This window comes from Bacteroides eggerthii (assembly GCF_025146565.1).
GTDB classification, from domain to species: Bacteria; Bacteroidota; Bacteroidia; order Bacteroidales; family Bacteroidaceae; genus Bacteroides; species Bacteroides eggerthii.
Genome location: NZ_CP102258.1, coordinates 2,007,313 through 2,028,931 on the forward strand (window position 1 = coordinate 2,007,313; position 21,619 = coordinate 2,028,931).

The 21,619-nt window shown below is 46.7% G+C and carries 18 protein-coding genes; 10 read left to right on the plus strand and 8 right to left on the minus strand.

Features of this window, described 5'->3' with window-relative positions; translation table 11 throughout:
- Positions 1-2: 2 nt before the first annotated feature.
- From NQ546_RS08170 to NQ546_RS08185, 4 genes are all read right to left on the minus strand, one after another.
- On the minus strand, positions 3-1,268 hold the full coding sequence (locus NQ546_RS08170) for a nucleoside permease (protein ID WP_004289632.1): 1,266 nt from the start codon (positions 1,266-1,268) through the stop codon (positions 3-5).
- A gap of 390 nt (positions 1,269-1,658) precedes the next feature.
- Positions 1,659-2,840, minus strand: a complete 1,182-nt coding sequence (locus NQ546_RS08175; protein ID WP_004289633.1) for a class I SAM-dependent rRNA methyltransferase — start codon at positions 2,838-2,840, stop codon at positions 1,659-1,661.
- A 24-nt stretch (positions 2,841-2,864) separates the two neighbouring features.
- A complete protein-coding gene (locus tag NQ546_RS08180) occupies positions 2,865-3,497 on the minus strand; it encodes a 3'-5' exonuclease (protein WP_004289634.1) in 633 nt (210 codons plus the stop codon).
- Between the two features lie 10 nt (positions 3,498-3,507).
- Entirely contained in the window at positions 3,508-4,062 is a 555-nt protein-coding gene (locus NQ546_RS08185) for a DUF5063 domain-containing protein (RefSeq protein ID WP_004289635.1), read from the minus strand.
- Between the two features lie 183 nt (positions 4,063-4,245).
- Between NQ546_RS08185 and NQ546_RS08190 the strand changes: the two genes are divergently transcribed.
- Genes NQ546_RS08190 through trxB form a run of 3 tightly spaced genes read left to right on the plus strand, consistent with a single transcriptional unit; the run spans position 4,246 to position 8,371 of the window.
- Positions 4,246-6,753, plus strand: coding sequence for an FtsK/SpoIIIE family DNA translocase (locus tag NQ546_RS08190; protein ID WP_004289636.1), 2,508 nt, complete (start codon positions 4,246-4,248; stop codon positions 6,751-6,753).
- A 20-nt stretch (positions 6,754-6,773) separates the two neighbouring features.
- Positions 6,774-7,406 (plus strand): LolA-like putative outer membrane lipoprotein chaperone, encoded by a 633-nt coding sequence (locus tag NQ546_RS08195; protein WP_004289637.1) that lies wholly within the window; start codon positions 6,774-6,776, stop codon positions 7,404-7,406.
- A 29-nt stretch (positions 7,407-7,435) separates the two neighbouring features.
- On the plus strand, positions 7,436-8,371 hold the full coding sequence (gene trxB, locus NQ546_RS08200) for a thioredoxin-disulfide reductase (protein WP_004294224.1): 936 nt from the start codon (positions 7,436-7,438) through the stop codon (positions 8,369-8,371).
- 84 nt (positions 8,372-8,455) lie between these two features.
- On the opposite strand, the gene NQ546_RS08205 is transcribed toward trxB, so the two are convergent.
- Together NQ546_RS08205 and NQ546_RS08210 are read right to left on the minus strand one after the other, a co-directional pair.
- A complete protein-coding gene (locus NQ546_RS08205; RefSeq protein WP_004289639.1) occupies positions 8,456-9,157 on the minus strand; it encodes a Crp/Fnr family transcriptional regulator in 702 nt (233 codons plus the stop codon).
- 297 nt (positions 9,158-9,454) lie between these two features.
- Positions 9,455-11,644, minus strand: coding sequence for a glutamine synthetase III family protein (locus NQ546_RS08210; protein WP_004289641.1), 2,190 nt, complete (start codon positions 11,642-11,644; stop codon positions 9,455-9,457).
- Positions 11,645-11,881: 237 nt separating this feature from the next.
- Here NQ546_RS08210 and NQ546_RS08215 point away from each other — a divergent pair, with 237 nt between their 5' ends.
- The 7 genes from NQ546_RS08215 to NQ546_RS08245 all read left to right on the plus strand — a co-directional run bounded on the left by NQ546_RS08215 (position 11,882) and on the right by NQ546_RS08245 (position 19,606).
- Positions 11,882-14,134, plus strand: coding sequence for a DUF5686 family protein (locus NQ546_RS08215; RefSeq protein WP_394366442.1), 2,253 nt, complete (start codon positions 11,882-11,884; stop codon positions 14,132-14,134).
- A 58-nt stretch (positions 14,135-14,192) separates the two neighbouring features.
- Positions 14,193-15,020, plus strand: a complete 828-nt coding sequence (gene coaW, locus NQ546_RS08220) for a type II pantothenate kinase (RefSeq protein WP_004289643.1) — start codon at positions 14,193-14,195, stop codon at positions 15,018-15,020.
- A 182-nt stretch (positions 15,021-15,202) separates the two neighbouring features.
- Positions 15,203-16,996, plus strand: a complete 1,794-nt coding sequence (gene rpsA / locus NQ546_RS08225; RefSeq protein WP_004289644.1) for a 30S ribosomal protein S1 — start codon at positions 15,203-15,205, stop codon at positions 16,994-16,996.
- 158 nt (positions 16,997-17,154) lie between these two features.
- A complete protein-coding gene (locus NQ546_RS08230) occupies positions 17,155-18,069 on the plus strand; it encodes a ribonuclease Z (RefSeq protein WP_004289645.1) in 915 nt (304 codons plus the stop codon).
- A gap of 53 nt (positions 18,070-18,122) precedes the next feature.
- Positions 18,123-18,677, plus strand: coding sequence for an RNA polymerase sigma factor (locus NQ546_RS08235; protein WP_004289646.1), 555 nt, complete (start codon positions 18,123-18,125; stop codon positions 18,675-18,677).
- 48 nt (positions 18,678-18,725) lie between these two features.
- On the plus strand, positions 18,726-19,094 hold the full coding sequence (locus tag NQ546_RS08240; RefSeq protein WP_029429360.1) for a hypothetical protein: 369 nt from the start codon (positions 18,726-18,728) through the stop codon (positions 19,092-19,094).
- 32 nt (positions 19,095-19,126) lie between these two features.
- The gene (locus NQ546_RS08245; RefSeq protein WP_004289648.1) at positions 19,127-19,606 is read left to right on the plus strand and encodes a hypothetical protein; all 480 of its coding nucleotides are present in this window, start codon (positions 19,127-19,129) and stop codon (positions 19,604-19,606) included.
- Between the two features lie 77 nt (positions 19,607-19,683).
- Here the strand turns inward: NQ546_RS08245 and mazG are convergent, their stop codons facing one another.
- Together mazG and NQ546_RS08255 are read right to left on the minus strand one after the other, a co-directional pair.
- The gene (mazG, locus tag NQ546_RS08250) at positions 19,684-20,478 is read right to left on the minus strand and encodes a nucleoside triphosphate pyrophosphohydrolase (RefSeq protein WP_004289649.1); all 795 of its coding nucleotides are present in this window, start codon (positions 20,476-20,478) and stop codon (positions 19,684-19,686) included.
- A gap of 3 nt (positions 20,479-20,481) precedes the next feature.
- Positions 20,482-21,582, minus strand: coding sequence for a DUF3810 domain-containing protein (locus tag NQ546_RS08255; protein WP_004289650.1), 1,101 nt, complete (start codon positions 21,580-21,582; stop codon positions 20,482-20,484).
- Positions 21,583-21,619: the final 37 nt, after the last annotated feature.

Genomic DNA, 21,619 nt, shown 5'->3' on the forward strand with positions numbered 1-21,619 from the left:
TGTCATTCCACTACTTTACCGGTCTCCTTTTCCGTTGTATGTTTGTAACGGAATACGATTCCGAATAATATTCCAATAACTAATGCATAACCAGCGAATATAAGCCATACAGGTGTCCACTCACGACTTATCAGACCGCCGCCGGGTGCATATACAGAGAATGCGTCTACTACGGCGCCACTGGCATATCCGCCTATGATTGCTCCCAACCCGTTTGTCATCATAAAGAATAATCCCTGTGCGCTGGCGCGAATACTCGGATGAGCCTCCATTTCGGTGAACAATGAGCCCGAAACATTGAAAAAGTCAAAAGCCATGCCATATACAATCATGGATAGGATGAGCATCCATAAACCGCTGCCCGGATCGCCTAAACCGAATAATCCGAAACGGAATACCCAGGCGAACATACTGATAAGCATCACACGCTTGATTCCGAAATGTTTCAGGAAGAAAGGTATGGCGAGAATGAATAATGTTTCGCTCATTTGAGAAATGGATAGCAGAATGACAGAGTGTTTTACTCCGAAAGAATCTGCATATTGAGGAATTGAGGCAAAAGAGCTTAGGAATAGGTCTCCATAGGTATTTGTAATTTGCAGTGCTGCCCCCAACAGCATGGAGAACAAGAAGAAAATAGCCATTTTCTTCTGTTTGAAAAGTACCAGTGCGTCGAGTCCAAAAGCAGAGAGCATTGTTTTTCCTTCACTGCGGGCAGGCGGACAGGCGGGCAGGGAGAAAGCGTAAAGTCCTAAGACTATGGCCGAAATGGCTGCTACGTAGAGTTGTGCAGGCCCTGTCTTAAATCCGGTAAGGTCCACTGCCCACATGGCGCAGATAAAACCTACGGTTCCCCATACCCGTATGGGAGGAAAGTCTTTTATTAAGTCCAGCTTGTACTGTTCCAGTGCATTGTATGAAACCGTATTGGCCAAGGACAGTGTGGGCATATACACGAGCATGTTGAGCAGCATTGCCCAATACATATTGCTGTATGTGGTGGCAGTGGATGCATAAATCAGAGCACCGGCACCGATGAGATGAAGCGTGCCGTACAGACGTTCGGCATTTATCCATTTGTCGGCGATAATTCCCATGAGTCCGGGCATGATAAGCGAAGCGATACCCATAGTTGCAAAGATTGCGCCGATTTGACCGCCTTCAAAGTGTAATGTGCCGCCCATATAGCCGCCTAACGAGATGAGCCATGCTCCCCAAATAAAGAATTGAAGAAACTGCATAGCTGTGAGTCGGAATTTAATGCTCATAATATTAGCCTTATTTGAATTTTGTGAATTTATGATTAGGTGCAAATGTACGACGCAGCGGGCAGAAAAACAAGAAGTGTATATAAAAAAAGAAGGCTATCTATCCCAGACAGCCAATCTTTGTTAACCTTAAATCTAATACCATGAAAAACACAGTGCAAAGATAAGCGGTTTTATGTTATATAACATAGTCTTTTGCTCGCTTTCTTCTATATATTAACATGTTTTAATTCTTTGTGTGGCTTATTAGTGCCGCTTAGAATGATAAGTGGCGTTTGGATATGATGCGATTTTATGGTTGGATAATTATGTCTGCCGGCTGGGCTCTATACCGAGGGTATCCCAGTCTCATACAGAGATACCCTCTGTATGGGACTGAGGTATCCCTGTTTATTCTACGTATAAAACAAGTCCTTTCAGGTATTCGCCTTCAGGGTGATAGATGCTTACGGGGTGGTCGGCAGGCTGTGTCAACTGATGCAGGATGCGCACACTGCGTCCGGACATGGCGGCGGCTGTGAATACGGCTGTACGGAAGTTTTCTTTGCTGACGGCTTGCGAGCAGGAGAAAGTGAAGAGTATGCCGCCCGGTTTAATCTTCTCGAAAGCCTTGACATTGAGTTTTCGGTAGCCTTGCAGGGCGTTACGCAATGCGTCGCGGTGCTTGGCAAATGCCGGCGGGTCCAAAATGATGAGGTCGTATTGGTCACCCATGCGGTCGAGATACTTGAAGGCATCCTCTGCATAGGCTGCATGACGGCTGTCACCGGGAAAGTTCAGCTCTATGTTCTTGTTTGTCAAATCAATGGCTTTTGCAGAACTGTCTACGGAGTGCACCAGGTTGGCATTGCCACGCATGGCGTAGACCGAAAAGCCACCGGTGTAGCAGAACATGTTCAGTACATTGCGCCCATTGGCATAGCGTTCCAACAGCGAACGGTTTTCGCGTTGGTCCACAAAGAAGCCGGTCTTTTGGCCTTTCAGCCAGTCGATATGGAATTTCAAGCCGTATTCCATGGCGACATTGTCTGTACTTCCACCTTTCAGAAAGCCGTTTTCCGGATAGAGATCGGCTTTGAAAGGGAGGGTCGTTTCGGATTTATAGTAGATGTTATCAATTTTATCTCCCATAACCTCGGTCAAGGCGTCGGCTATTGCCATACGGTCGAGGTGCATGCCGGCAGAGTGTGCCTGCATGACAGCAGTACGGGCGTAGATGTCAATCACAAGTCCCGGTAAGTTGTCGCCCTCGCCATGTACCAGGCGATAGGTGTTGTTAACAGGATTTTCGGCGATGCCGATGCTGCGCCGCATGTCATAGGCTATGCTGAGTTTGCGTTTCCAAAAGTCGGCGTCGATTGCTTCATCCTGATAGAAACTAAGCACACGAACGGCAATGCTGCCAATCTGGAAATGTCCTTTTGCTATGAATTCTTTTTTGGATGTATAGATTTCAACCACTTCTCCTTCCTCAGGTTCTCCGTCGAAATGTGCGATGGCGCCGGAAAACACCCAAGGGTGGAAACGTTTCAGTGATTCTTCTTTGCCGGGCTTTAGATATACTTTATACATAATTATAATTAAGATGTGGAAATGTTATAATGCGGTTGTACGGCAACTTTCATCGATTGCCATTTCAAAGTCACCGGTGCGCTTCAGCTCCTGCAGCCGGTTGTATATGTTGAGACACGCCCACGCATCGGTGGCAGCGTATTGTTGCTGGGACGGCGTCAGCATTTCGGCCTCCCAGTTGGATAAGCGTTGGCTCTTGGATATTTTTTCGCCGAAGAGGATGGCATATATTTTTTGCAGGCTTCTGTCCTGGATACCGAATGTGCGGACATATTCTTGCAGTTCGACACAGGCGCGCTGTTCAAACGGGGCGCGCTTGTGCAGCATCATGAAGTCGTCGCGCAGGGAAAGCCCTACTTTTGTTATGCCGGGATTTTCAAGCAACATGATGATCGGAAGAGTCAAACCGGTGAGGTTCAGACGGAAAAGGAAACAGTGCTCTTCCGATGAAACCTGTAATAAGGCTACCTTGTGGGATTGCCCTTTGGTGAAGGACGGGCGCGTTTCACTGTCAATGCCCAGTATGGGACATTTTTTCAGGTAGGCCACAGCACGCTCCGCTTCCTGGGGGGTCTGTATGACGTGTATTTGTCCCGGGAAGAGTGCTTTCGGCATATCCTTCACTTCTTCTTTATCTATACTTCTTCTGATGATCATAGTTTAAAGTTTATTCGTCTTCCTCGTCTTGATTTTCTTCCTCGTCTTCCGGCTGGTTGTATTTCACGTCATGCAGGGCACGCAGGGTGTTTACTAACTTTTGTCCCCAGTACAGGGCGAAGTTCTCCCGGCAGACTGCGAGCGAGTCGTTCATTGTTTCATTAAGCCCCAGTTGGAATACGAAGATGAAGTCTCTGATGTCCTGATAGATGTCGGCTAAATCTTCGGAGATGTTTCTTGTAATGGGCTGGTCGCTGTATTTCATGTCCGATACGAATACATCCAGGTAGTCGTCCTTTTCGGCGAGTAGACCTGCCAGATTCATACGGAGTATCTCGTAGGTTTCTTCTGTCACAAATGTTTCGAGGGCTTCGTTGCCTATTGTCTCGCATTTGGGCAGCATGGACGCTTTGAGATAAAGCAGGGGAAGTATTTTTAAGGATGTATCGACGAATGTGGAACGTTTGATTGTTTCCGTCTGTTCCAAGAACTTACAGAACTCGGCGGCTACGGTTACAAATTCCACAACATTACGGTCGAATATCACTTGACTTTCTTTTTTCATATCTTCTTGATTTGGAACGCAAAGATAGTGCAAACCGAATGTAGAAGCAAATTTATTTGCATTTTGCTAAGGTGCTGCCTATTTTCGCAGAGCAAAGGTACGAAAAAGGTTTGAAAGCATTATCGCATAAGCTTTTTTTTGTTACTTTTGCGTCATTATACGGATATTAGTGGAATACATTTTATGGTCAAGAAAAATACAACCAAAGATACAGAGAGTTCTATTTCTTTCTTAGGAAAAGCAGTAGCCGTTTTAAAGAATGAGACTGTTCATTTTGTGGTCGGTTTGATATTGGTAATCTTTTCGGTTTACCTGTTGCTGGCTTTTTCGTCGTTCTTTTTTACAGGGGCGGCCGACCAAAGTATTATAGACTCCGGTAATGCGCAGGACTTGATTTCCACACATAACGGTGTGAAGAACTATGCAGGTTCGCGTGGAGCGCAGCTTGCCAGCTACCTGATAAACGACTGTTTCGGCATATCATCCTTTTTCATTCTGGTGTTCCTGGCGGTGGCTGGACTGAAGCTGATGCGTGTCCGCGTGGTGCGCTTATGGAAGTGGTTTATCGGATGTTCGTTGCTGTTGATTTGGTTCTCGGTGTTCTTTGGCTTCGTGTTCGTTGACCAATATAAGGACTCTTTCCTTTATTTGGGCGGTATGCATGGATATAATGTCAGCAATTGGCTGGTGTCTCAGGTGGGGGTGCCGGGGGTGTGGATGATATTGCTGGTTACTGCCATTTGCTTCCTCATTTATTTGAGTGCACGTACGGTTATCTGGCTGCGTAACTTGTTTAGCCTTAGTTTTTTGAAACGTAAGGAGAAAAAGGAGGAAGAGTCAGGTGAAACACCGGAGGAGTTTACGGACTCTTGGACGGTGAGAGGGAAGAAAAAGCCTGCGGAGCCCGAAGAGCTTTCTGGTGTAGAGCAGGAAGAGTTCTCCGGGCACTTGGAAGAAGCCGGTGAAGAAGATAACGAAGAAGATGCCCATGAAATAATGCTCGACTTGGGAGGTGCGCCAAAGAATAAAGCTGCGGCTGCCAAAGAGGGTGAAGTGCCCATGACGATTGAAGCTTCGTCGCCCGATGTCGCTTCTGCTGCTCCCGCATCGGGACAACAGGAGGGGAATGAGCCTACGTTTGAAGTGGAGACGGTGGAAGATGAAGAATATCATGGCCCTGAAATAGAACCGTATAACCCTTGTCTTGACTTGGAGAACTACCATTATCCTACAATTGACCTGATGAAGCATTATGACAATGCCGAACCTACGATTGATATGGCGGAGCAAAATGCCAATAAAGATAAGATTATCAATACACTGCGAAGCTTTGGCATTGAAATCAGTACTATCAAGGCTACGGTTGGCCCTACGGTGACACTCTATGAGATAACGCCGGAACAAGGCGTCCGTATTTCTAAGATACGCGGTTTGGAGGATGATATTGCATTGAGCTTGTCTGCACTGGGCATCCGTATCATTGCTCCGATACCAGGAAAGGGAACAATCGGTATTGAGGTTCCTAACTCCAATCCGAAGATTGTTTCCGGTCAGAGCATCATTGGCAGCAAGAAGTTTCAGGAGTCTACGTATGATCTGCCTATTGCATTGGGCAAGACCATTACCAATGAAGTTTTTATGGTGGATCTGTGCAAGATGCCTCATGTGCTTGTGGCCGGTGCTACCGGTCAGGGTAAGTCTGTCGGGTTGAATGCCATTATTACCTCTTTGTTGTATAAGAAGCATCCGGCGGAATTGAAGTTTGTATTGGTAGACCCGAAGAAAGTGGAATTCAGTATCTATTCAGTTATCGAACACCATTTCCTTGCCAAGCTTCCCGACGGTGAGGATGCCATTATAACGGACGTAACGAAGGTTGTCCAAACCCTGAATTCTATCTGTGTTGAGATGGATACCCGCTACGACTTGTTGAAGGCTGCACACGTGCGTAATATAAAGGAATATAACGAGAAGTTTATCAATCGCCGTCTGAATCCGGAAAAGGGACATAAGTTCATGCCGTATATCGTGGTGGTAATTGATGAGTTCGGTGATTTGATTATGACCGCCGGTAAAGATGTGGAATTGCCTATTGCGCGTATCGCCCAGTTGGCACGCGCCGTAGGTATACACATGATTATCGCTACGCAGCGTCCTACGACGAATATCATTACAGGTACGATCAAAGCCAACTTTCCGGCGCGTATCGCTTTTCGCGTATCGGCGATGGTGGATTCCCGTACTATCCTTGACAGGCCGGGAGCCAATCAACTCATTGGTCGCGGTGATATGCTGTTCTTGCAGGGAGCTGATCCTGTTCGTGTGCAGTGCGCATTTATCGACACGCCGGAGGTTGCAGAGATTACAAAGTTCATAGCCCGTCAGCAAGGCTATCCTACGGCTTTCTATCTGCCTGAATACGTAGACGAGAACGCAGGCAGCGATTTGGGGGATGTGGACATGGGCCGTCTTGACCCGTTGTTTGAAGATGCCGCCCAGCTGATTGTTTATCAGCAGCAGGGTTCCACTTCGCTCATCCAGCGTAAGTTTGCCATCGGGTATAATCGTGCGGGGCGCATAATGGATCAGTTGGAGAAAGCCGGGATAGTAGGCCCGGCACAAGGCAGTAAAGCGCGTGAGGTATTCTGTACGGACATAACGGACTTGGAGGCGCGTTTGAACAATTTGTAATAAACCACTGTTTAAATTATATGAAAATCAAAAGTCTTTTGTTTATTCTTGGGATGCTCTGTCTGGCTTTGCCGATGGTAGCGCAAGAACCGGATGCCAAAGATATACTTGACCGTACGGCGGATGCTTTTCGTAGGGAGGGAGGAGTGAAAATAGGATTCTCTGTTCGCGCGCCTGAGGGCAATTCAAACGGAACCATTTGCTTGAAAGGCGATAAATTCCTATTGGAAACGGAAGGCATGAAAACGTGGTTTGACGGACGTACGCAATGGAGTTATCTAGCTTCCAGTGATGAGATCAATGTTTCCGAACCTACGCCGGAGGAATTGCAAAGTATTAATCCTTATTCATGGTTATCTCTCTACAATCAGGATTATAAGCTGAAGGTTGCCAAAATTGGCAATGCTTCGGACAATACAACCTATAAAGTGGTAATGACAGCCACCAAGCGAAGTCAGGACATTCAGTGTCTTATCTTGTATATAGAGAAAGGCTCTTTCCGCCCGTTGAGGCTTAGTATGGTTCAGAGAGGGAGCAAAGATGCGGTGGTAGTGTTCATAAATTCCTATCAAGCGGGAAAGAGTTATGATGACAGCCTGTTTGTGTTTGATAAGAGGGCTTTCCCTACGGCTGAGATAATTGATTTAAGATGATAAATGTAATTAATAATAAAGAGTATAATATGGAAGCAGAAAAAGTAAAGTGTTTGATCATAGGTTCCGGTCCTGCCGGATATACAGCTGCTATTTATGCAGCGCGCGCCAATCTTTCTCCGGTGCTTTATGAGGGGTTGCAACCCGGTGGGCAGTTGACTACCACCACCGATATAGAGAATTTCCCCGGTTATCCGGAAGGCATCAGCGGCACGCAGATGATGGACGATTTGCGCAGGCAGGCCGAGCGTTTCGGTACGGACTTGCGTTACGGTGTGGCTACGGCTGCTGATTTGAGCCGTTCTCCGTATAAGATAACCATTGATGAGGAAAAGGTTATTGAGGCGCAAACCATTATTATTGCAACCGGAGCTGCTGCCAAATACTTGGGACTGGAAGATGAGAAGAAGTATGCCGGTATGGGTGTCAGCGCTTGTGCCACCTGCGACGGTTTCTTTTATCGTAAGAAGGTCGTAGCGGTAGTTGGCGGAGGTGATACGGCTTGTGAGGAAGCCTCTTATCTGGCTGGCCTGGCAAGCAAAGTGTATTTGATTGTACGTAAACCATTCTTGCGTGCTTCCAAGATCATGCAGGAACGGGTGATGAAGGATGAGAAAATCGAAGTGCTGTTTGAACATAATGCGGTAGGGCTGTATGGGGATAACGGCGTGGAAGGCGTGCACTTGGTGAAACGTATGGGCGAATCGGATGAACAGCGTTATGATTTGGCAATCGACGGTTTCTTCCTGGCTATCGGTCATAAGCCTAATTCTGATATTTTCAAGCCTTATGTCGATACGGATGAAACAGGCTATATTCTGACAGAACCGGGCACTCCCCGTACAAAAGTCCCCGGGGTGTTTGCAGCGGGAGATGTTGCCGATCCTCATTATCGTCAGGCCATCACAGCAGCGGCTACGGGATGTATGGCAGCAATTGAAGCAGAAAGATTCTTGCTGAATTGAGAATAAAAAAGAAGGCTGCGCGGCATTCGTTATATAACACTTATGCCGCGCAGCCTTCTTTTTTATTCTCAATTTAATAACTTCTTATCCTATTTTGCTTATTTTCTTTAGCTTTTCCTCATCAATAATTTTAATCTTCCTTCCGTCAATGGTAATCAGGCGTTCCGTCGCAAACTGCGAAAGAGTGCGGATGGCATTGGATGTCGTCATGTTGGAAAGGTTCGCCAAGTCCTCACGAGACAGATAAATACTTAATGTGGAGCCATCCTCTTCCAGGCCATAGCTTTCTTTGAGAAAAATGAGAGATTCTGCCAGTCGGCCGCGGATATGTTTTTGGGTGAGGTTTACAGTCCGTTCATCGGCAATGCCGAGGTCTATGGATAACTGTCTGATGAAGAACATCGCCAGTTCGTTGTTTTGCGACAACAGTGTCATGACGGCGGTCATCGGTATCAGGCAGACCAATGAGGGCTCGAATGCACAAGCCGCTGTTACATAATCCGCTTTTGCGAAGTAGGGACGGTATCCGAAGTATTCGGTCGGTTTAATCATACGGATGATTTGGCTTCTTCCGCCTACACCATCTTTGTATATTTTGACTTTTCCGTTCAGCAGGCACATCAGGTTAGTGGGTGTCTCGCCTTCACAGTGAATAATCTCGTTCTTCTTGTAATTCTGAAGCGTAAAATGGTTAGCGAGAAACTCTCGCTGTTCTTCATTCAGGGGTGACCATATATCAGGGATCAACTCCGGAACATTAATATCGGATAAGTTTATTTTTACCATAAATGCTGCAAAACTGTGTTGTACAGCACAAATGTAAAAAGAAAAAATTAAAAATGATACATTTGTGTCAAAAAAATGCAGGAAAGTGGCGGGCGGTAAGATAATGGAAGTTTATTTCATCGTAGGCCAATACAAAGTCTCACAGGGTTTTCTTCTTTATCATTTGGGGGCAGACGGGCATAAGTGCATTACCTATGCGTAAGAATACCTATTATATATGAAAAGCAATAGGCTCTGCTCTTTTGTCTAAAGAAAACTCTGTGAGATTCTGTGTATTATATGGAGAAAACTACCCCATTATTTGGTGAACAACAGTTCCCTATACTTCGGCAACGGCCATATCTCATCATCTATTTCCATCTCAAGATTATCGATATGCTCGCGAATACTTTCCAGATAGGGGCGCACTGTTTCTTCATACGCAAAGGCTTTGTCTTTGTAATTATTCATATGGTTGGCAACCTTGCGGGCTTCCGTCATTTCACGTACCTGCATTTTGATAGCCGTTACGCGGTGGGATATTTCGCGTATGAGTTCCTTGCGGTCGGCACTGAGCACTTCATACTCTTCCGGTGGGAAGATTTCCCGTAGTCCTCGCAAATTCTCCAGTAAGCGGTTCTGATAAATAACGGCAGTCGGGACAATGTGGTTTATGGCGAGATCACCTAAAACGCGGCTTTCAATCTGTACCTTCATTGTGTATTTCTCCAACTCTACTTCGAGGCGGCAGGCCAATTCTGTTTCATTGAAAATACGTTCTCCGATGAGTACCGAACGGGCCTGGTTGTCCATGTAGCGCATCAAGGCTTGCGGCACATGACAGATGTTTGTCAGTCCGCGGCTGGCAGCTTCTTGTTTCCATTGCTCTGAATATCCGTCTCCTTCAAAACGGATAGGTTCGGAAGCGATGATTGTTTCCTTCAGTATGCGGAAGATTGCCTCATCCTTGCCGACGCCTTCTTCCATGAGCTTTTCGATGGAAATTTTGAATTCGTTCAGTTGGCTTGCCATTGCAGCGTTGATGGCAATCATGGCTGCGGCACAGTTTGCGGATGAGCCGGCGGCGCGGAATTCGAAACGGTTACCGGTGAAGGCAAAGGGGGACGTTCGGTTGCGGTCCGTCGTATCTAATAGAATTTCGGGAATACGTCCGATGCCCAGTTTCAGAGTTGTCTTTTCTTCGGCGGTCATTTTGCTGTTGCTCACCTGGCGGGCTATCTCGTCGAGAATGGAGGATAGCTGCTTTCCCAGGAATATGGACAATATGGCAGGGGGGGCTTCATTGGCTCCCAGTCGGTAACTGTTTCCTGCGCTTGCAATGGATGCGCGGAGTAGGTCCTGATTTTTATATACCATCATCAGCACATTTACGAGGAAAGTAAGGAATAACATATTACCTTTCGGATTTTTCCCCGGAGCAAAAAGATTTATCCCCGTATCAGTGCAGAGCGACCAGTTGTTATGTTTGCCCGAACCGTTCACGCCGCTGTATGGCTTCTCGTGCAACAATACGGCAAAGTTGTGTTTGCGGGCGATACGTTTCATCAGGTCCATTACCAATTGGTTGTGGTCGTTGGCAAGGTTGGCGTTTTCAAATATGGGGGCCAGCTCAAACTGGTTGGGAGCCACTTCGTTATGACGTGTCTTGACGGGAATACCCAGCTTGTGACATTCTATTTCCAGTTCTTTCATAAAAGCCGTAACGCGGGGCGGAATAGAGCCGAAATAGTGGTCCTCCAGTTGCTGGTCTTTGGCGGAGGAGTGTCCCATTAGCGTGCGTCCTGTCAGGCATAAGTCAGGGCGTGCGTTGTAGAGCGCGGAGTCTACAAGGAAATATTCCTGTTCCCAGCCTAAGTTGGTATATACGCGTGTTATGTTCTTGTCGAAGAGTTGGCACACATCTGTTGCTGCCTTGTCCACTGCTGCAAGTGCTTTGAGTAAAGGTGTTTTGTAGTCCAGCGCTTCACCTGTGTAAGAAATGAAGATTGTCGGAATACACAAGGTGGTCTCTACGACGAAAGCCGGTGAGGAGACGTCCCATGCTGTATATCCGCGTGCTTCGAATGTGTTGCGGATACCGCCGTTTGGGAAAGAAGATGCGTCCGGTTCTTGTTGGATGAGCAATTTCCCGGAAAAGCGTTCGATGACATCCCCGTCTTCGCCGAATTCGATGAAGCCGTCGTGTTTTTCGGCTGTGCCGTCCGTCAGAGGTTGGAACCAGTGCGTGTAGTGGGTGACATTCAGGGATTTTGCCCAGCTTTTCATGCCGTTTGCTATTAAATCGGCCATTTCCCGGCTAATGGGAGTGCCTTTTTCAATAGCGTCTGTTACAGCCTTATAGGCTTCTTTCGGCAGGTATTCCTGCATCTTTTTGCGGTCGAAAACATGGCTGCCGTAATAATCGGACAACTTGTTTGAAGGGGTGATAACTTCAAGAGGACGACGGTTGGCGAGCTCTTGCAAAGCAAAAAATCTCATTTTTGACATATTTGTCTCTTCTTTTATTGGTTGCTGGGCGCAAAATTATATGTTTTTTCTGAATTACCCCCTATTTTTTAGGGGGTAATCTTGGAGTTTTATATGTTTTTTGCTGATATACCCCCTCAAAAGTAGGGGCTGATTGCTAAAATGTGCATTTTGTGCTCTCCTTCGCTTTCGGAAAATGAAAAAAGATTTTAGGTGGAAGTTATTACTTTTTTTCTATATTTGCTCCCACGTAAGAAGATATCGCGGTTGAAACATCTAATATGCATATGGATAGGAGTCTGTCTCTTGTGTGCAGGTTTGCAGAAGGCGGGTGCTACGGCTGTTCCTCAATCGTATGCGGAACAGAGGGCTTATGCAGATTCCATTATGGACAGGGTTATCTTCTTTGCTCCTTTTTATGAGCGTATTGTCGATGAATATAAGGCGGAGCTCTATATAAAAGGGTGGGCGAATATCCGGAAGAAGAATCACCTGCTTCGTTTTATCCCTTCCATGTTCCGTATCAAGAAAGGGGTGCGGGAGTATATGATGGAAACATATAGTGAGCTGCACTACACTGCCCCCGACATTTACGACCAGAAAGTGAAAGCAAGCGTAGGTACCACCTCTGAACTATGGGAGTTGGACGGCCGCTTGCTCGAATACTTCCACATCAACATCTATTCTTCCACCTTATTGTACGACAAACTTCTCTCCCCACTGGCCGCCAATGCGAAAAAGTACTATACCTATTATATAGATTCCATAATGGGCGAGGCGCACAATCGCGAATTCCGTATCCGGTTTATGCCGAAGAGCAAGAGTTTCCAACTTGTAGGCGGTTATATGATTGTGAGCGACAATGTGTGGAGCGTACGTGAAATACGCTTTTCCGGGCGTTCCGAGATGCTCCGTTTTAATAATCAGGTGAGAATGGGACAGGTGGGAAGCAAGGATGAGTTTCTGCCCGTACATTTTAATGTGGATGCGACTTTCCGTTTGCTTGGCAATGTGATAGACGGTAGCTATACGGCAGTGCTTGACTATAAAGATATTCATCAGAAAGATCCGGCAGCCGCAGCCGGACGGAACAGGCTCAAGAGTAAATATGACTTGTCCGACTCCTATACACTGCTGACGGATACCAACGCTTACCAGCGTGATACGGCTTACTTCAATACTTTGCGCCCCATCCCGCTGACACCGCATGAACAGACTTTGTATGAAGATTTCTTTTTGCGTCGCGACACGCTTCTATATAAGAAAAAGCCGAAAAACAAAAGGCTGGAGTTTTGGGGACAGATAGGCGATGCGCTGGTAAGCAGGTACACAGTGGACTTTGCTAAAATGGGAAGTGTGCGTTGCTCGCCTCTTATCAATCCTTTGTTGCTGAGTTACAGTGGAAGCAACGGCTTCTCCTATCGTCAGGAGTTTAAGTATAACCGTCTGTTTACGGGCGACCGCCTGCTACGCGTCGTCCCTAAGCTGGGTTATAATTTCAAACGGAAGGAGTTTTATTGGTCGATCAATTCCGATTTCGATTATTGGCCCCGCAAGCGTGCCGCCTTGCATGTCAGTGTGGGTAATGGTAACCGTATTTACAGTAGTGATGTGCTGGAGGATTTGAAAGCCATCCCCGACAGCATCTTTGATTTTGACCAGATACATTTGGATTATTTCAAGGACTTGTATTTGCATATACGCCATAGTTGGGAGGTTGTTAATGGGCTTACTTTGGATGTAGGTCTCTCCTTGCACAGGCGTACGGAGGTGGAACGTTCCAAGTTTGTGCTGGTATATCCGGATGGACCAAGTGTCATGTCGACAGCCATGCCGCCGCTTTATCCGGGGTTCGATCCTTCGGTGCTGAAGAAGTTTCGCCATAGTTATAATAGTTTTGCTCCGCGTGTGCGTGTGACATGGACGCCCGGACAATATTACTATATGAGTGGTGACCGCAAAATCAATCTCTATTCCAAATATCCCACCGTATCGGTGGACTGGGAGCGCGGTCTCAGTGGAATTATGCACAGCACCGGAAAGTATGAGCGCATTGAAGTGGACTTCCAGCATAATATCCCGCTGGGATTGATGCGCGATATTTATTACCGTTTAGGTTGGGGAGCTTTTACGAACCAGAAGGAACTCTATTTTGTGGACTTTGCCAATCTGGCGCGTTCCAATCTTCCTGTCGGGTGGAATGATGAAATCGGAGGAGTGTTCCAGTTGCTCGACGGACGTTGGTACAACTCTTCGCGCGAATATGTCCGCGGACATTTTACGTATGAAGCTCCTTTTCTGCTGCTTCGTCATCTGAAAAAGTATACCCAATACGTGCTGAATGAGCGTCTGTATCTGAATGCGTTGGTTGTTCCTCACTTGAATCCTTATCTTGAAGTGGGCTATGGCATTGGTACGCATGTTTTCGACTTTGGCGTTTTTGCAAGCTTTGCCAACTGGAAGTATCAGGAGATGGGAGTCAAGTTTACGTTCGAGCTCTTCAATCGGTGAGCCGGAATAGGGAATTATAGGAATTTATGCTTTATCTTTGCCAATAAATTTTTCGATTATGGGAATTGTAATAGGTATAGATGTCGGTGGAAGTACCACTAAAATCGTAGGAATCAATAAAGGGCAGATACAGTCACCGATGTTTATTACGGCGACCGATCCGGTTACGTCTTTGTTTGGAGCGTTCGGCAAATACATTTATGATAATGGAATTCAGTTGTCCGATGTGGAACAGGTGATGCTGACCGGTGTAGGCAGCGCGTTTGTAGACAGTCCGCTTTACGGACTTCCCACCCGTAAGACCGACGAATTCATAGCCAACGGGCTGGGGGCTCGCCATGCTACGGACATCGACCAGCTGATAGTTGTCAGCATGGGGACGGGGACGTCTTTTGTGAAAATCAGCGGAGATGAAATTCAGCATATCGGTGGTATGGGCATCGGTGGAGGTACGTTGCAGGGACTTTCACGTCTGCTGCTCAAGACACACGATATCCACCGGGTGGCTGATTTGGCTGCAAAAGGCGATGTAACCCGCGTAAATCTGCAGATCGGTGATATCTGTAACAACGCATTACCCGACTTGCCGGTATCTGCCACCGCTTCCTTGTTCGGAAAGGCGGACAGCAATGCCTCTCAGGAAGATATAGCTTGCGGCATCATTTATACCGTACTCCAGACCATAGGCGGAGCGGCTGTGCTTTCCGCACTGAACAGTCCGGTGAGGGATTTCGTGCTGATAGGCAATCTCACTCAGTTGCCGCAATGCCGGGAAGTGTTCCCGAAAATGGAAAGCATTTATCATGTGCGCTTTCACATTCCACCTTATGCAGAATATCGTACGGCTATCGGGGCAGCTTTGGCATACGTCAGAGAGAACTCATGATGTGTAATGGGGGATTTCTGCTATATAATAAGGTGAAAACTTTAGAAATCAGACCTGAATACCGGATATTTTCAGAGAGAACTTTTTGTCATTCAAGAAAATACTTCTATCTTTGCGCCCGATTTAAATATGAGTCAACATAAAGTCTCACTTAATTAACGAGTTAAACAATTTATTTATTAATGGAAAATTTAAAAAATGTTGCTCCCATTGAAGACTTCAACTGGGATGCTTACGAGAACGGTGAAACCGTAACAAACGCAAGTCACGAAGACTTGGAGAAGGCGTATGACAACACGCTGAACAAAGTTAACGACCGCGAGGTAGTTGACGGAACCGTAATTGCAATGAACAAGCGTGAAGTAGTTGTGAACATCGGTTACAAATCAGACGGTATCATTCCTTTGAATGAATTCCGTTACAATCCCGATCTGAAAGTAGGTGATACTGTAGAAGTATACATCGAAAATCAGGAAGACAAAAAAGGACAGTTGGTTCTGTCTCACCGCAAAGCTCGTGCTACCCGTTCTTGGGATCGCGTTAACGCTGCTTTGGAAAATGAAGAAATTATCAAGGGTTACATCAAGTGCCGCACTAAGGGTGGTATGATCGTTGACGTATTCGGTATCGAAGCATTCTTGCCGGGTTCTCAGATCGACGTTAAGCCTATCCGCGACTACGATGTATTCGTTGGCAAAACTATGGAATTCAAGGTTGTTAAGATCAATCAGGAATTCAAGAATGTCGTTGTATCTCACAAGGCTCTTATCGAAGCTGAACTGGAACAACAGAAGAAAGAAATCATCGGTAAACTCGAAAAAGGACAAGTCCTCGAAGGTACCGTTAAGAATATCACTTCCTATGGTGTATTTATCGACCTGGGCGGCGTAGACGGTTTGATTCACATCACAGACCTTTCTTGGGGCCGCGTCAGCGATCCGAAAGAAGTGGTTGAGCTCGACCAGAAACTCAACGTCGTTATCCTTGATTTCGACGATGAGAAGAAGCGTATCGCTCTCGGCTTGAAACAACTCACTCCGCATCCTTGGGACGCTCTCGATCCTAACTTGAAGGTAGGCGACCACGTGAAGGGTAAAGTTGTCGTTATGGCTGACTACGGTGCATTCATCGAAATCGCTCCGGGTGTTGAAGGTTTGATCCACGTATCTGAAATGTCTTGGTCACAGCACTTGCGTTCTGCACAAGACTTCATGAAGGTAGGTGACGAAGTTGAAGCAGTAGTTCTGACTTTGGACCGCGAAGAACGTAAGATGTCTCTCGGTATCAAGCAACTGAAAGCTGATCCTTGGGAAACTATCGAAGAGAAATATCCTATCGGTTCTAAGCACACAGCTAAGGTTCGCAACTTCACTAACTTCGGTGTATTCGTAGAAATCGAAGAAGGTGTTGACGGTTTGATCCACATCTCTGACCTGTCTTGGACTAAGAAGGTTAAACATCCTTCCGAATTCACTCAGATCGGTGCGGATATTGATGTACAGGTGTTGGAGATCGACAAAGAAAACCGTCGCTTGAGCCTCGGTCACAAGCAACTCGAAGAAAACCCCTGGGATGTATTCGAAACTGTATTCACAGTAGGTTCAGTACACGAAGGTACTATCATCGAAATGCTGGATAAGGGTGCAGTAGTTGCTCTGCCTTATGGTGTAGAAGGTTTCGCTACTCCGAAACACCTCGTTAAGGAAGACGGCTCACAAGCTCAGTTGGACGAGAAACTCGAATTCAAAGTTATCGAGTTCAATAAGGACGCTAAGCGCATCATCCTGTCTCACAGCCGTATCTTCGAAGATGTAGCTAAGGCAGAAGAAAGAGCAGAAAAGAAAGCTGCCAAGAAGTCTACCGGTAAGAGAGAAGAAGCTTCTGCTTCAATCCAAAACCAGGCTGCTTCTACTACTTTGGGCGACATCGACGCTTTGGCTGCTTTGAAAGAGCAGATGGAAGCCGGAAAGAAGTAATTGCTTCTCTATATAAATAAGGTAAGGGTGCTTGTGGCAAACACAAGTACCCTTTCTTTTTTGGAGGAGGAGTACAGGGGAGGGATTAACTCCATATCTCAACAAAAAATCGTAAAATCTATATATTCTGTGATGAATACCCTTATCTTTGCATCATCATGGAGAAATTCGAACTACATATTCTCGGCTCCGGTTCGGCATTGCCTACCACCCGCCATTTTCCTACTTCGCAGGTAGTGAACTTACGTGACAAACTTTTTATGATAGACTGTGGAGAAGGCGCACAGTTGCAATTCCGCAAGTCACGTCTCAAGTTCTCGCGTCTGAACCGTATCTTCATCTCCCACTTGCATGGCGACCACTGCTTCGGGCTGCCGGGACTGATATCCACACTTAATCTCTTGGGGCGTACAGCCGACCTGCATATCCACTCTCCCAAAGGTTTGGAAGAACTTCTTACGCCGATGCTTGCATTCTTCAATCATCAGATGACCTATAAAATTTTCTTCCACGCGTTCGAGACGAAAGAAGCCGCTTTGATTTATGAAGACCGTTCGCTTACGGTGACAACCATTCCTTTGCGGCATCGCATGCCTTGCTGCGGTTTTCTGTTTGCCGAGAAGCCGCGCCCCAATCATATCCTGCGCGACATGATAGACTTCTATCAAGTGCCGGTGTACGAGCTGAACCGCATCAAGAACGGTGCGGATTACGTTACGCCGGAAGGAGAGGTGATACCCAATGCCCGTCTCACCCGTCCCTCGGCTGCTCCACGCCGTTATGCCTATTGTTCGGATACGATTTATCTTCCCTCCATAACGGAACAGATAAAAGGAGTCGATCTGCTTTTCCATGAGGCCACTTTTGCCGAAGATGCCGCCCCGCGTGCCAAAGAGACGTTCCATACCACCGCTTCGCAAGCCGCACAAATAGCCCGCGATGCGGAGGTGAAGAAGCTACTGATAGGTCATTTTTCAGCCCGTTACGATGACGAACAGGTGCTGCTGGAAGAGGCGCGTCCGGTTTTTCCGAATACACAGCTTGCCAAAGAAACGCTTTGCATATCGGTGTGAATTAAACTTTTACTATCTTTGTCGGTGTAAAGCTATAAATGTGAATAGAATATATGAATCCTTCTTATAATGAACGTGAAGTGCTGGCACTTCTTCAGGAGGAAAGTACGCAGAAGCAGGGATTTGAGATGATTGTGGCGCAATACAGCGAGCAGTTATACTGGCAAATCCGGCGTATGGTGCTTTCGCATGAAGATGCTAACGACTTGCTTCAGAACACCTTTATCAAGGCATGGATCAATATCGATTATTTCCGGGCGGAGGCGAGGCTCTCCACGTGGCTCTATCGTATTGCGCTGAACGAGTGCCTCACTTTTCTGAATAAACAGCGGGCGGTCAACACCGTTTCATTGGACGATCCCGAAGCCGATTCCCTTCAGAGGCTGGAGAGCGATCCTTACTTTTCGGGCGACAAGGCTCAGATGGCTTTACAGAAAGCGTTGCTCACCTTGCCCGAAAAGCAACGTATGGTGTTCAACCTGAAGTACTACCAGGAGATGAAATACGAGCAGATGTCCGAGATCTTCGGTACTTCCGTAGGCGCTTTGAAAGCATCCTATCATCATGCGGTGAAAAAAATAGAGAAGATATTAGGAGAAGATGATTAAACCTTTAACGTGAAAAAAAGTCTAACCAAACAGAGAGGAGAAGAGCTTATGAAAGAAGAAGATTACATGCTCAAAAAGATTGGGACGGAAAATGCTTTTCATGTTCCCGAAGGATACTTTGAGAATCTCACTTCGGAGATTATGAACCGGCTTCCCGAAAAAGAGAAACCTGCTTCCGAGAAGAAAGAGGTTACAATGTGGGAAAGAGCAAAGCCTTGGGTATATATGGCGGCCATGTTTGTAGGTGCGGCATTGATTATCCGCGTAGCTTCCTCCAACCATGCTCCGGCTGCATCAGACTGTATGGCTGCCGATGAAACCGAGGTAGAAATGGAATACATCGACATGGCAGTGGACAACACTATGCTTGACGACTACTCATTATACGTCTATTTGGCCGATTCTGATGCAGAATGAGGCTGCAATAACTTTAACCGATTGAAGAAGAAATGAAAAAGCTGATTGTTTTACTAATTATGATGTGCGGTTTCGCACCGGTGCTTTGGGCTGCGGACGGATGCCAGCAGCATTTGTCTCCCACAGAGTTTCGTGCCAAACAGCAAGCATATATTACAGAGAAAGCCGGATTGACCAAGGAAGAGGCGGCTAAGTTTTTCCCCCTTTACTTTGAATTGCAGGACAAGAAGAAAGAGCAGAACGATAAGGCGTGGAACTTGATCCGTCAGGGAAAAGACGAAAAGACCACTGAAGCCCAATATGATGCGATTATGGAAGGCGTGTATGATGCACGTATCGCTTCCGACCGTTTGGATAAGACTTATTTCGTTAGGTTCAAGAAGATATTGTCTGCCAAGAAACTATATCTGGTGCAGAAAGCCGAGATGCGTTTTCACCGGGAGCTGCTGAAAGGGATGCGGCATAATGACAACAAAGGTAAGGCTCCGAAACGCCAACCGGACAAGAGATAAAAACACATCATCCGTTTGTACGAAACGGATGATGTGTTGAAGGCTGATAGATCATCTGTTTGACCCAAACGGATGATCTATTTTTTATTCTCCAATGCTTTGGCCTCTTCCCACAGTTTGTCCATCTCTTCCAGTGTCATATCGTGCAGGTTTTTGCCTTCCTTGATGCTGTGTGCCTCTACATAGTTGAAGCGGCGGATAAACTTCTGGTTAGTGTGTTCCAAGGCATTATCAGGATTTATTTTGTACAGGCGGGCGGCATTGATGAGGCTGAACATTACATCTCCAAATTCCTCTTCCGCTTTCTGCTTGTCCATGTGGGCCACCTCGTCCTGAAATTCCTGTATTTCCTCTTTCACTTTATCCCACACCTGTTCGCGTTCTTCCCAGTCGAAACCCACATTGCGGGCTTTGTCCTGAATGCGATATGCCTTGATGAGCGAGGGCAGGGCGGCGGGCACACCGCTTAGTACCGTTTTGTTGCCACCTTTTTCCTTGAGTTTCAGCTGTTCCCAGTTCTCGGATACTTGTCCGGCAGTCTCGGCTTTCACATCGCCGAATACGTGGGGATGACGGAAAATCAGCTTCTCGCAAAGGCGGTCGCATACATCCTTTATGTCAAAATCTCCGGTTTCCGAACCTATTTTGGCGTAGAAAGCCACATGAAGCAATACGTCTCCCAGTTCTTTGCAGATTTCCTGCTTGTCGTCGCGCATCAGGGCGTCACAAAGTTCATAAGTCTCTTCAATGGTGTTGGGACGCAGGCTTTCATTGGTCTGCTTCTTGTCCCAGGGACATTTCACCCGCAGTTCGTCGAGTATATCGAGGAAGCGGCCGAAAGCCTCCATTTGTTCTTTTCTTGTATGTTGCATGGATTACTGTTGGTTAATGACTGGTGCAAAGATACGATTTTTCTTCCACTCCTCATACGAAATCAGCAGACCTACTACCTCCGAATAATTTTTCCGTCCGCTTTCTATTTTGTTGCCTTTCAGGTATAAGTCGTATATCCGGTCCTGAATACTGCCGATTACGGGGTTGTATTTCTTCATCCAGTATTCGCTGTTTGTTTGCGCCAGTCTGATAATTTCGGGACGTATGCGCTGGAGGAGTTGTGCATATTCTTCTTCATTCATAAGTCTCCGGGCATTGCCCAGCACATGCGGCAATATGGAGAAATAGCCGCTGAAGCGAATCTCCTTCACCTGCGAACGGGTACATACCTGATAGGCGTAGAAGTTGGCTTCCGCTTCGCTGGTGATGCCCAGCAGGTGAGCAAGCTCGTGTGCGTAAGTGGCGGGGTATTGCGAAGGAAGCAAGTCGCCGTTCAGGGTGAATTCACAGAAGAAAGGCCCCATGCTGCCGGTGACGCCTACCATCGAAATCAAGGGGGTGAACAGCATTGTCTTTACGCGAGGTGATTGGTGAAAAGGGCGATGCACTCCTAACGAGTCACTGATTTGATTGTATGCTCGTACGCTTTCATGGCACGCCAACGTTTCATCGATGGATGTAATGTCTGTGTAAGAACCGTTCAGATTTTTGATGTAGCTGTCTACAAACTTCTGGAAGTTTTCGGGAGTGTACGCGATATAGGGGATGTGTGTCCGTTCGTAGAAGTTCTTTTGCGAGTAGTTCAATCCCCATGCCAGATAGAACCATACGTACACCCATAGAAGATACTTGGCGTCTGCAAGCAGAATGGACTTCCACCTCTGCTTGCGGATGTGGCGCGCATAGACAGGGTAAAGAAGCAGGCCGGCGATGCTTAGCGCAATGAACAAGTCGCCGATGGCAAATGGTACCAGTCGGGAGAAAGAGGAAAGTACCCGGGCAATAGCCGGATACACATATTGGGCATAAGCATTTCCCAAGCCGGGCACTATCTGTACACACCATACAAGCAGTAAAAAAAGTGCCAAAAGTAATGAATTGCTTTTGACCCTTATTCCTGATATGCCTATGTTATGCTTCATCTTACTTTTCCCTTATGTGCTTCGCCTGCCGCATGCT

What these genes read in the sequence shown, in the direction of transcription:
- NQ546_RS08170 (WP_004289632.1), bottom strand. Translation starts at nt 1,268, where the DNA reads ATGAGCATTAAATTCCGACTCACAGCTATGCAGTTTCTTCAATTCTTT.
- NQ546_RS08175 (WP_004289633.1), bottom strand. Translation starts at nt 2,840, where the DNA reads ATGTATAAAGTATATCTAAAGCCCGGCAAAGAAGAATCACTGAAACGT.
- NQ546_RS08180 (WP_004289634.1), bottom strand. Translation starts at nt 3,497, where the DNA reads ATGATCATCAGAAGAAGTATAGATAAAGAAGAAGTGAAGGATATGCCG.
- NQ546_RS08185 (WP_004289635.1), bottom strand. Translation starts at nt 4,062, where the DNA reads ATGAAAAAAGAAAGTCAAGTGATATTCGACCGTAATGTTGTGGAATTT.
- NQ546_RS08190 (WP_004289636.1), top strand. Translation starts at nt 4,246, where the DNA reads ATGGTCAAGAAAAATACAACCAAAGATACAGAGAGTTCTATTTCTTTC.
- NQ546_RS08195 (WP_004289637.1), top strand. Translation starts at nt 6,774, where the DNA reads ATGAAAATCAAAAGTCTTTTGTTTATTCTTGGGATGCTCTGTCTGGCT.
- trxB (WP_004294224.1), top strand. Translation starts at nt 7,436, where the DNA reads ATGGAAGCAGAAAAAGTAAAGTGTTTGATCATAGGTTCCGGTCCTGCC.
- NQ546_RS08205 (WP_004289639.1), bottom strand. Translation starts at nt 9,157, where the DNA reads ATGGTAAAAATAAACTTATCCGATATTAATGTTCCGGAGTTGATCCCT.
- NQ546_RS08210 (WP_004289641.1), bottom strand. Translation starts at nt 11,644, where the DNA reads ATGTCAAAAATGAGATTTTTTGCTTTGCAAGAGCTCGCCAACCGTCGT.
- coaW (WP_004289643.1), top strand. Translation starts at nt 14,193, where the DNA reads ATGGGAATTGTAATAGGTATAGATGTCGGTGGAAGTACCACTAAAATC.
- rpsA (WP_004289644.1), top strand. Translation starts at nt 15,203, where the DNA reads ATGGAAAATTTAAAAAATGTTGCTCCCATTGAAGACTTCAACTGGGAT.
- NQ546_RS08230 (WP_004289645.1), top strand. Translation starts at nt 17,155, where the DNA reads ATGGAGAAATTCGAACTACATATTCTCGGCTCCGGTTCGGCATTGCCT.
- NQ546_RS08235 (WP_004289646.1), top strand. Translation starts at nt 18,123, where the DNA reads ATGAATCCTTCTTATAATGAACGTGAAGTGCTGGCACTTCTTCAGGAG.
- NQ546_RS08240 (WP_029429360.1), top strand. Translation starts at nt 18,726, where the DNA reads ATGAAAGAAGAAGATTACATGCTCAAAAAGATTGGGACGGAAAATGCT.
- NQ546_RS08245 (WP_004289648.1), top strand. Translation starts at nt 19,127, where the DNA reads ATGAAAAAGCTGATTGTTTTACTAATTATGATGTGCGGTTTCGCACCG.
- mazG (WP_004289649.1), bottom strand. Translation starts at nt 20,478, where the DNA reads ATGCAACATACAAGAAAAGAACAAATGGAGGCTTTCGGCCGCTTCCTC.
- NQ546_RS08255 (WP_004289650.1), bottom strand. Translation starts at nt 21,582, where the DNA reads ATGAAGCATAACATAGGCATATCAGGAATAAGGGTCAAAAGCAATTCA.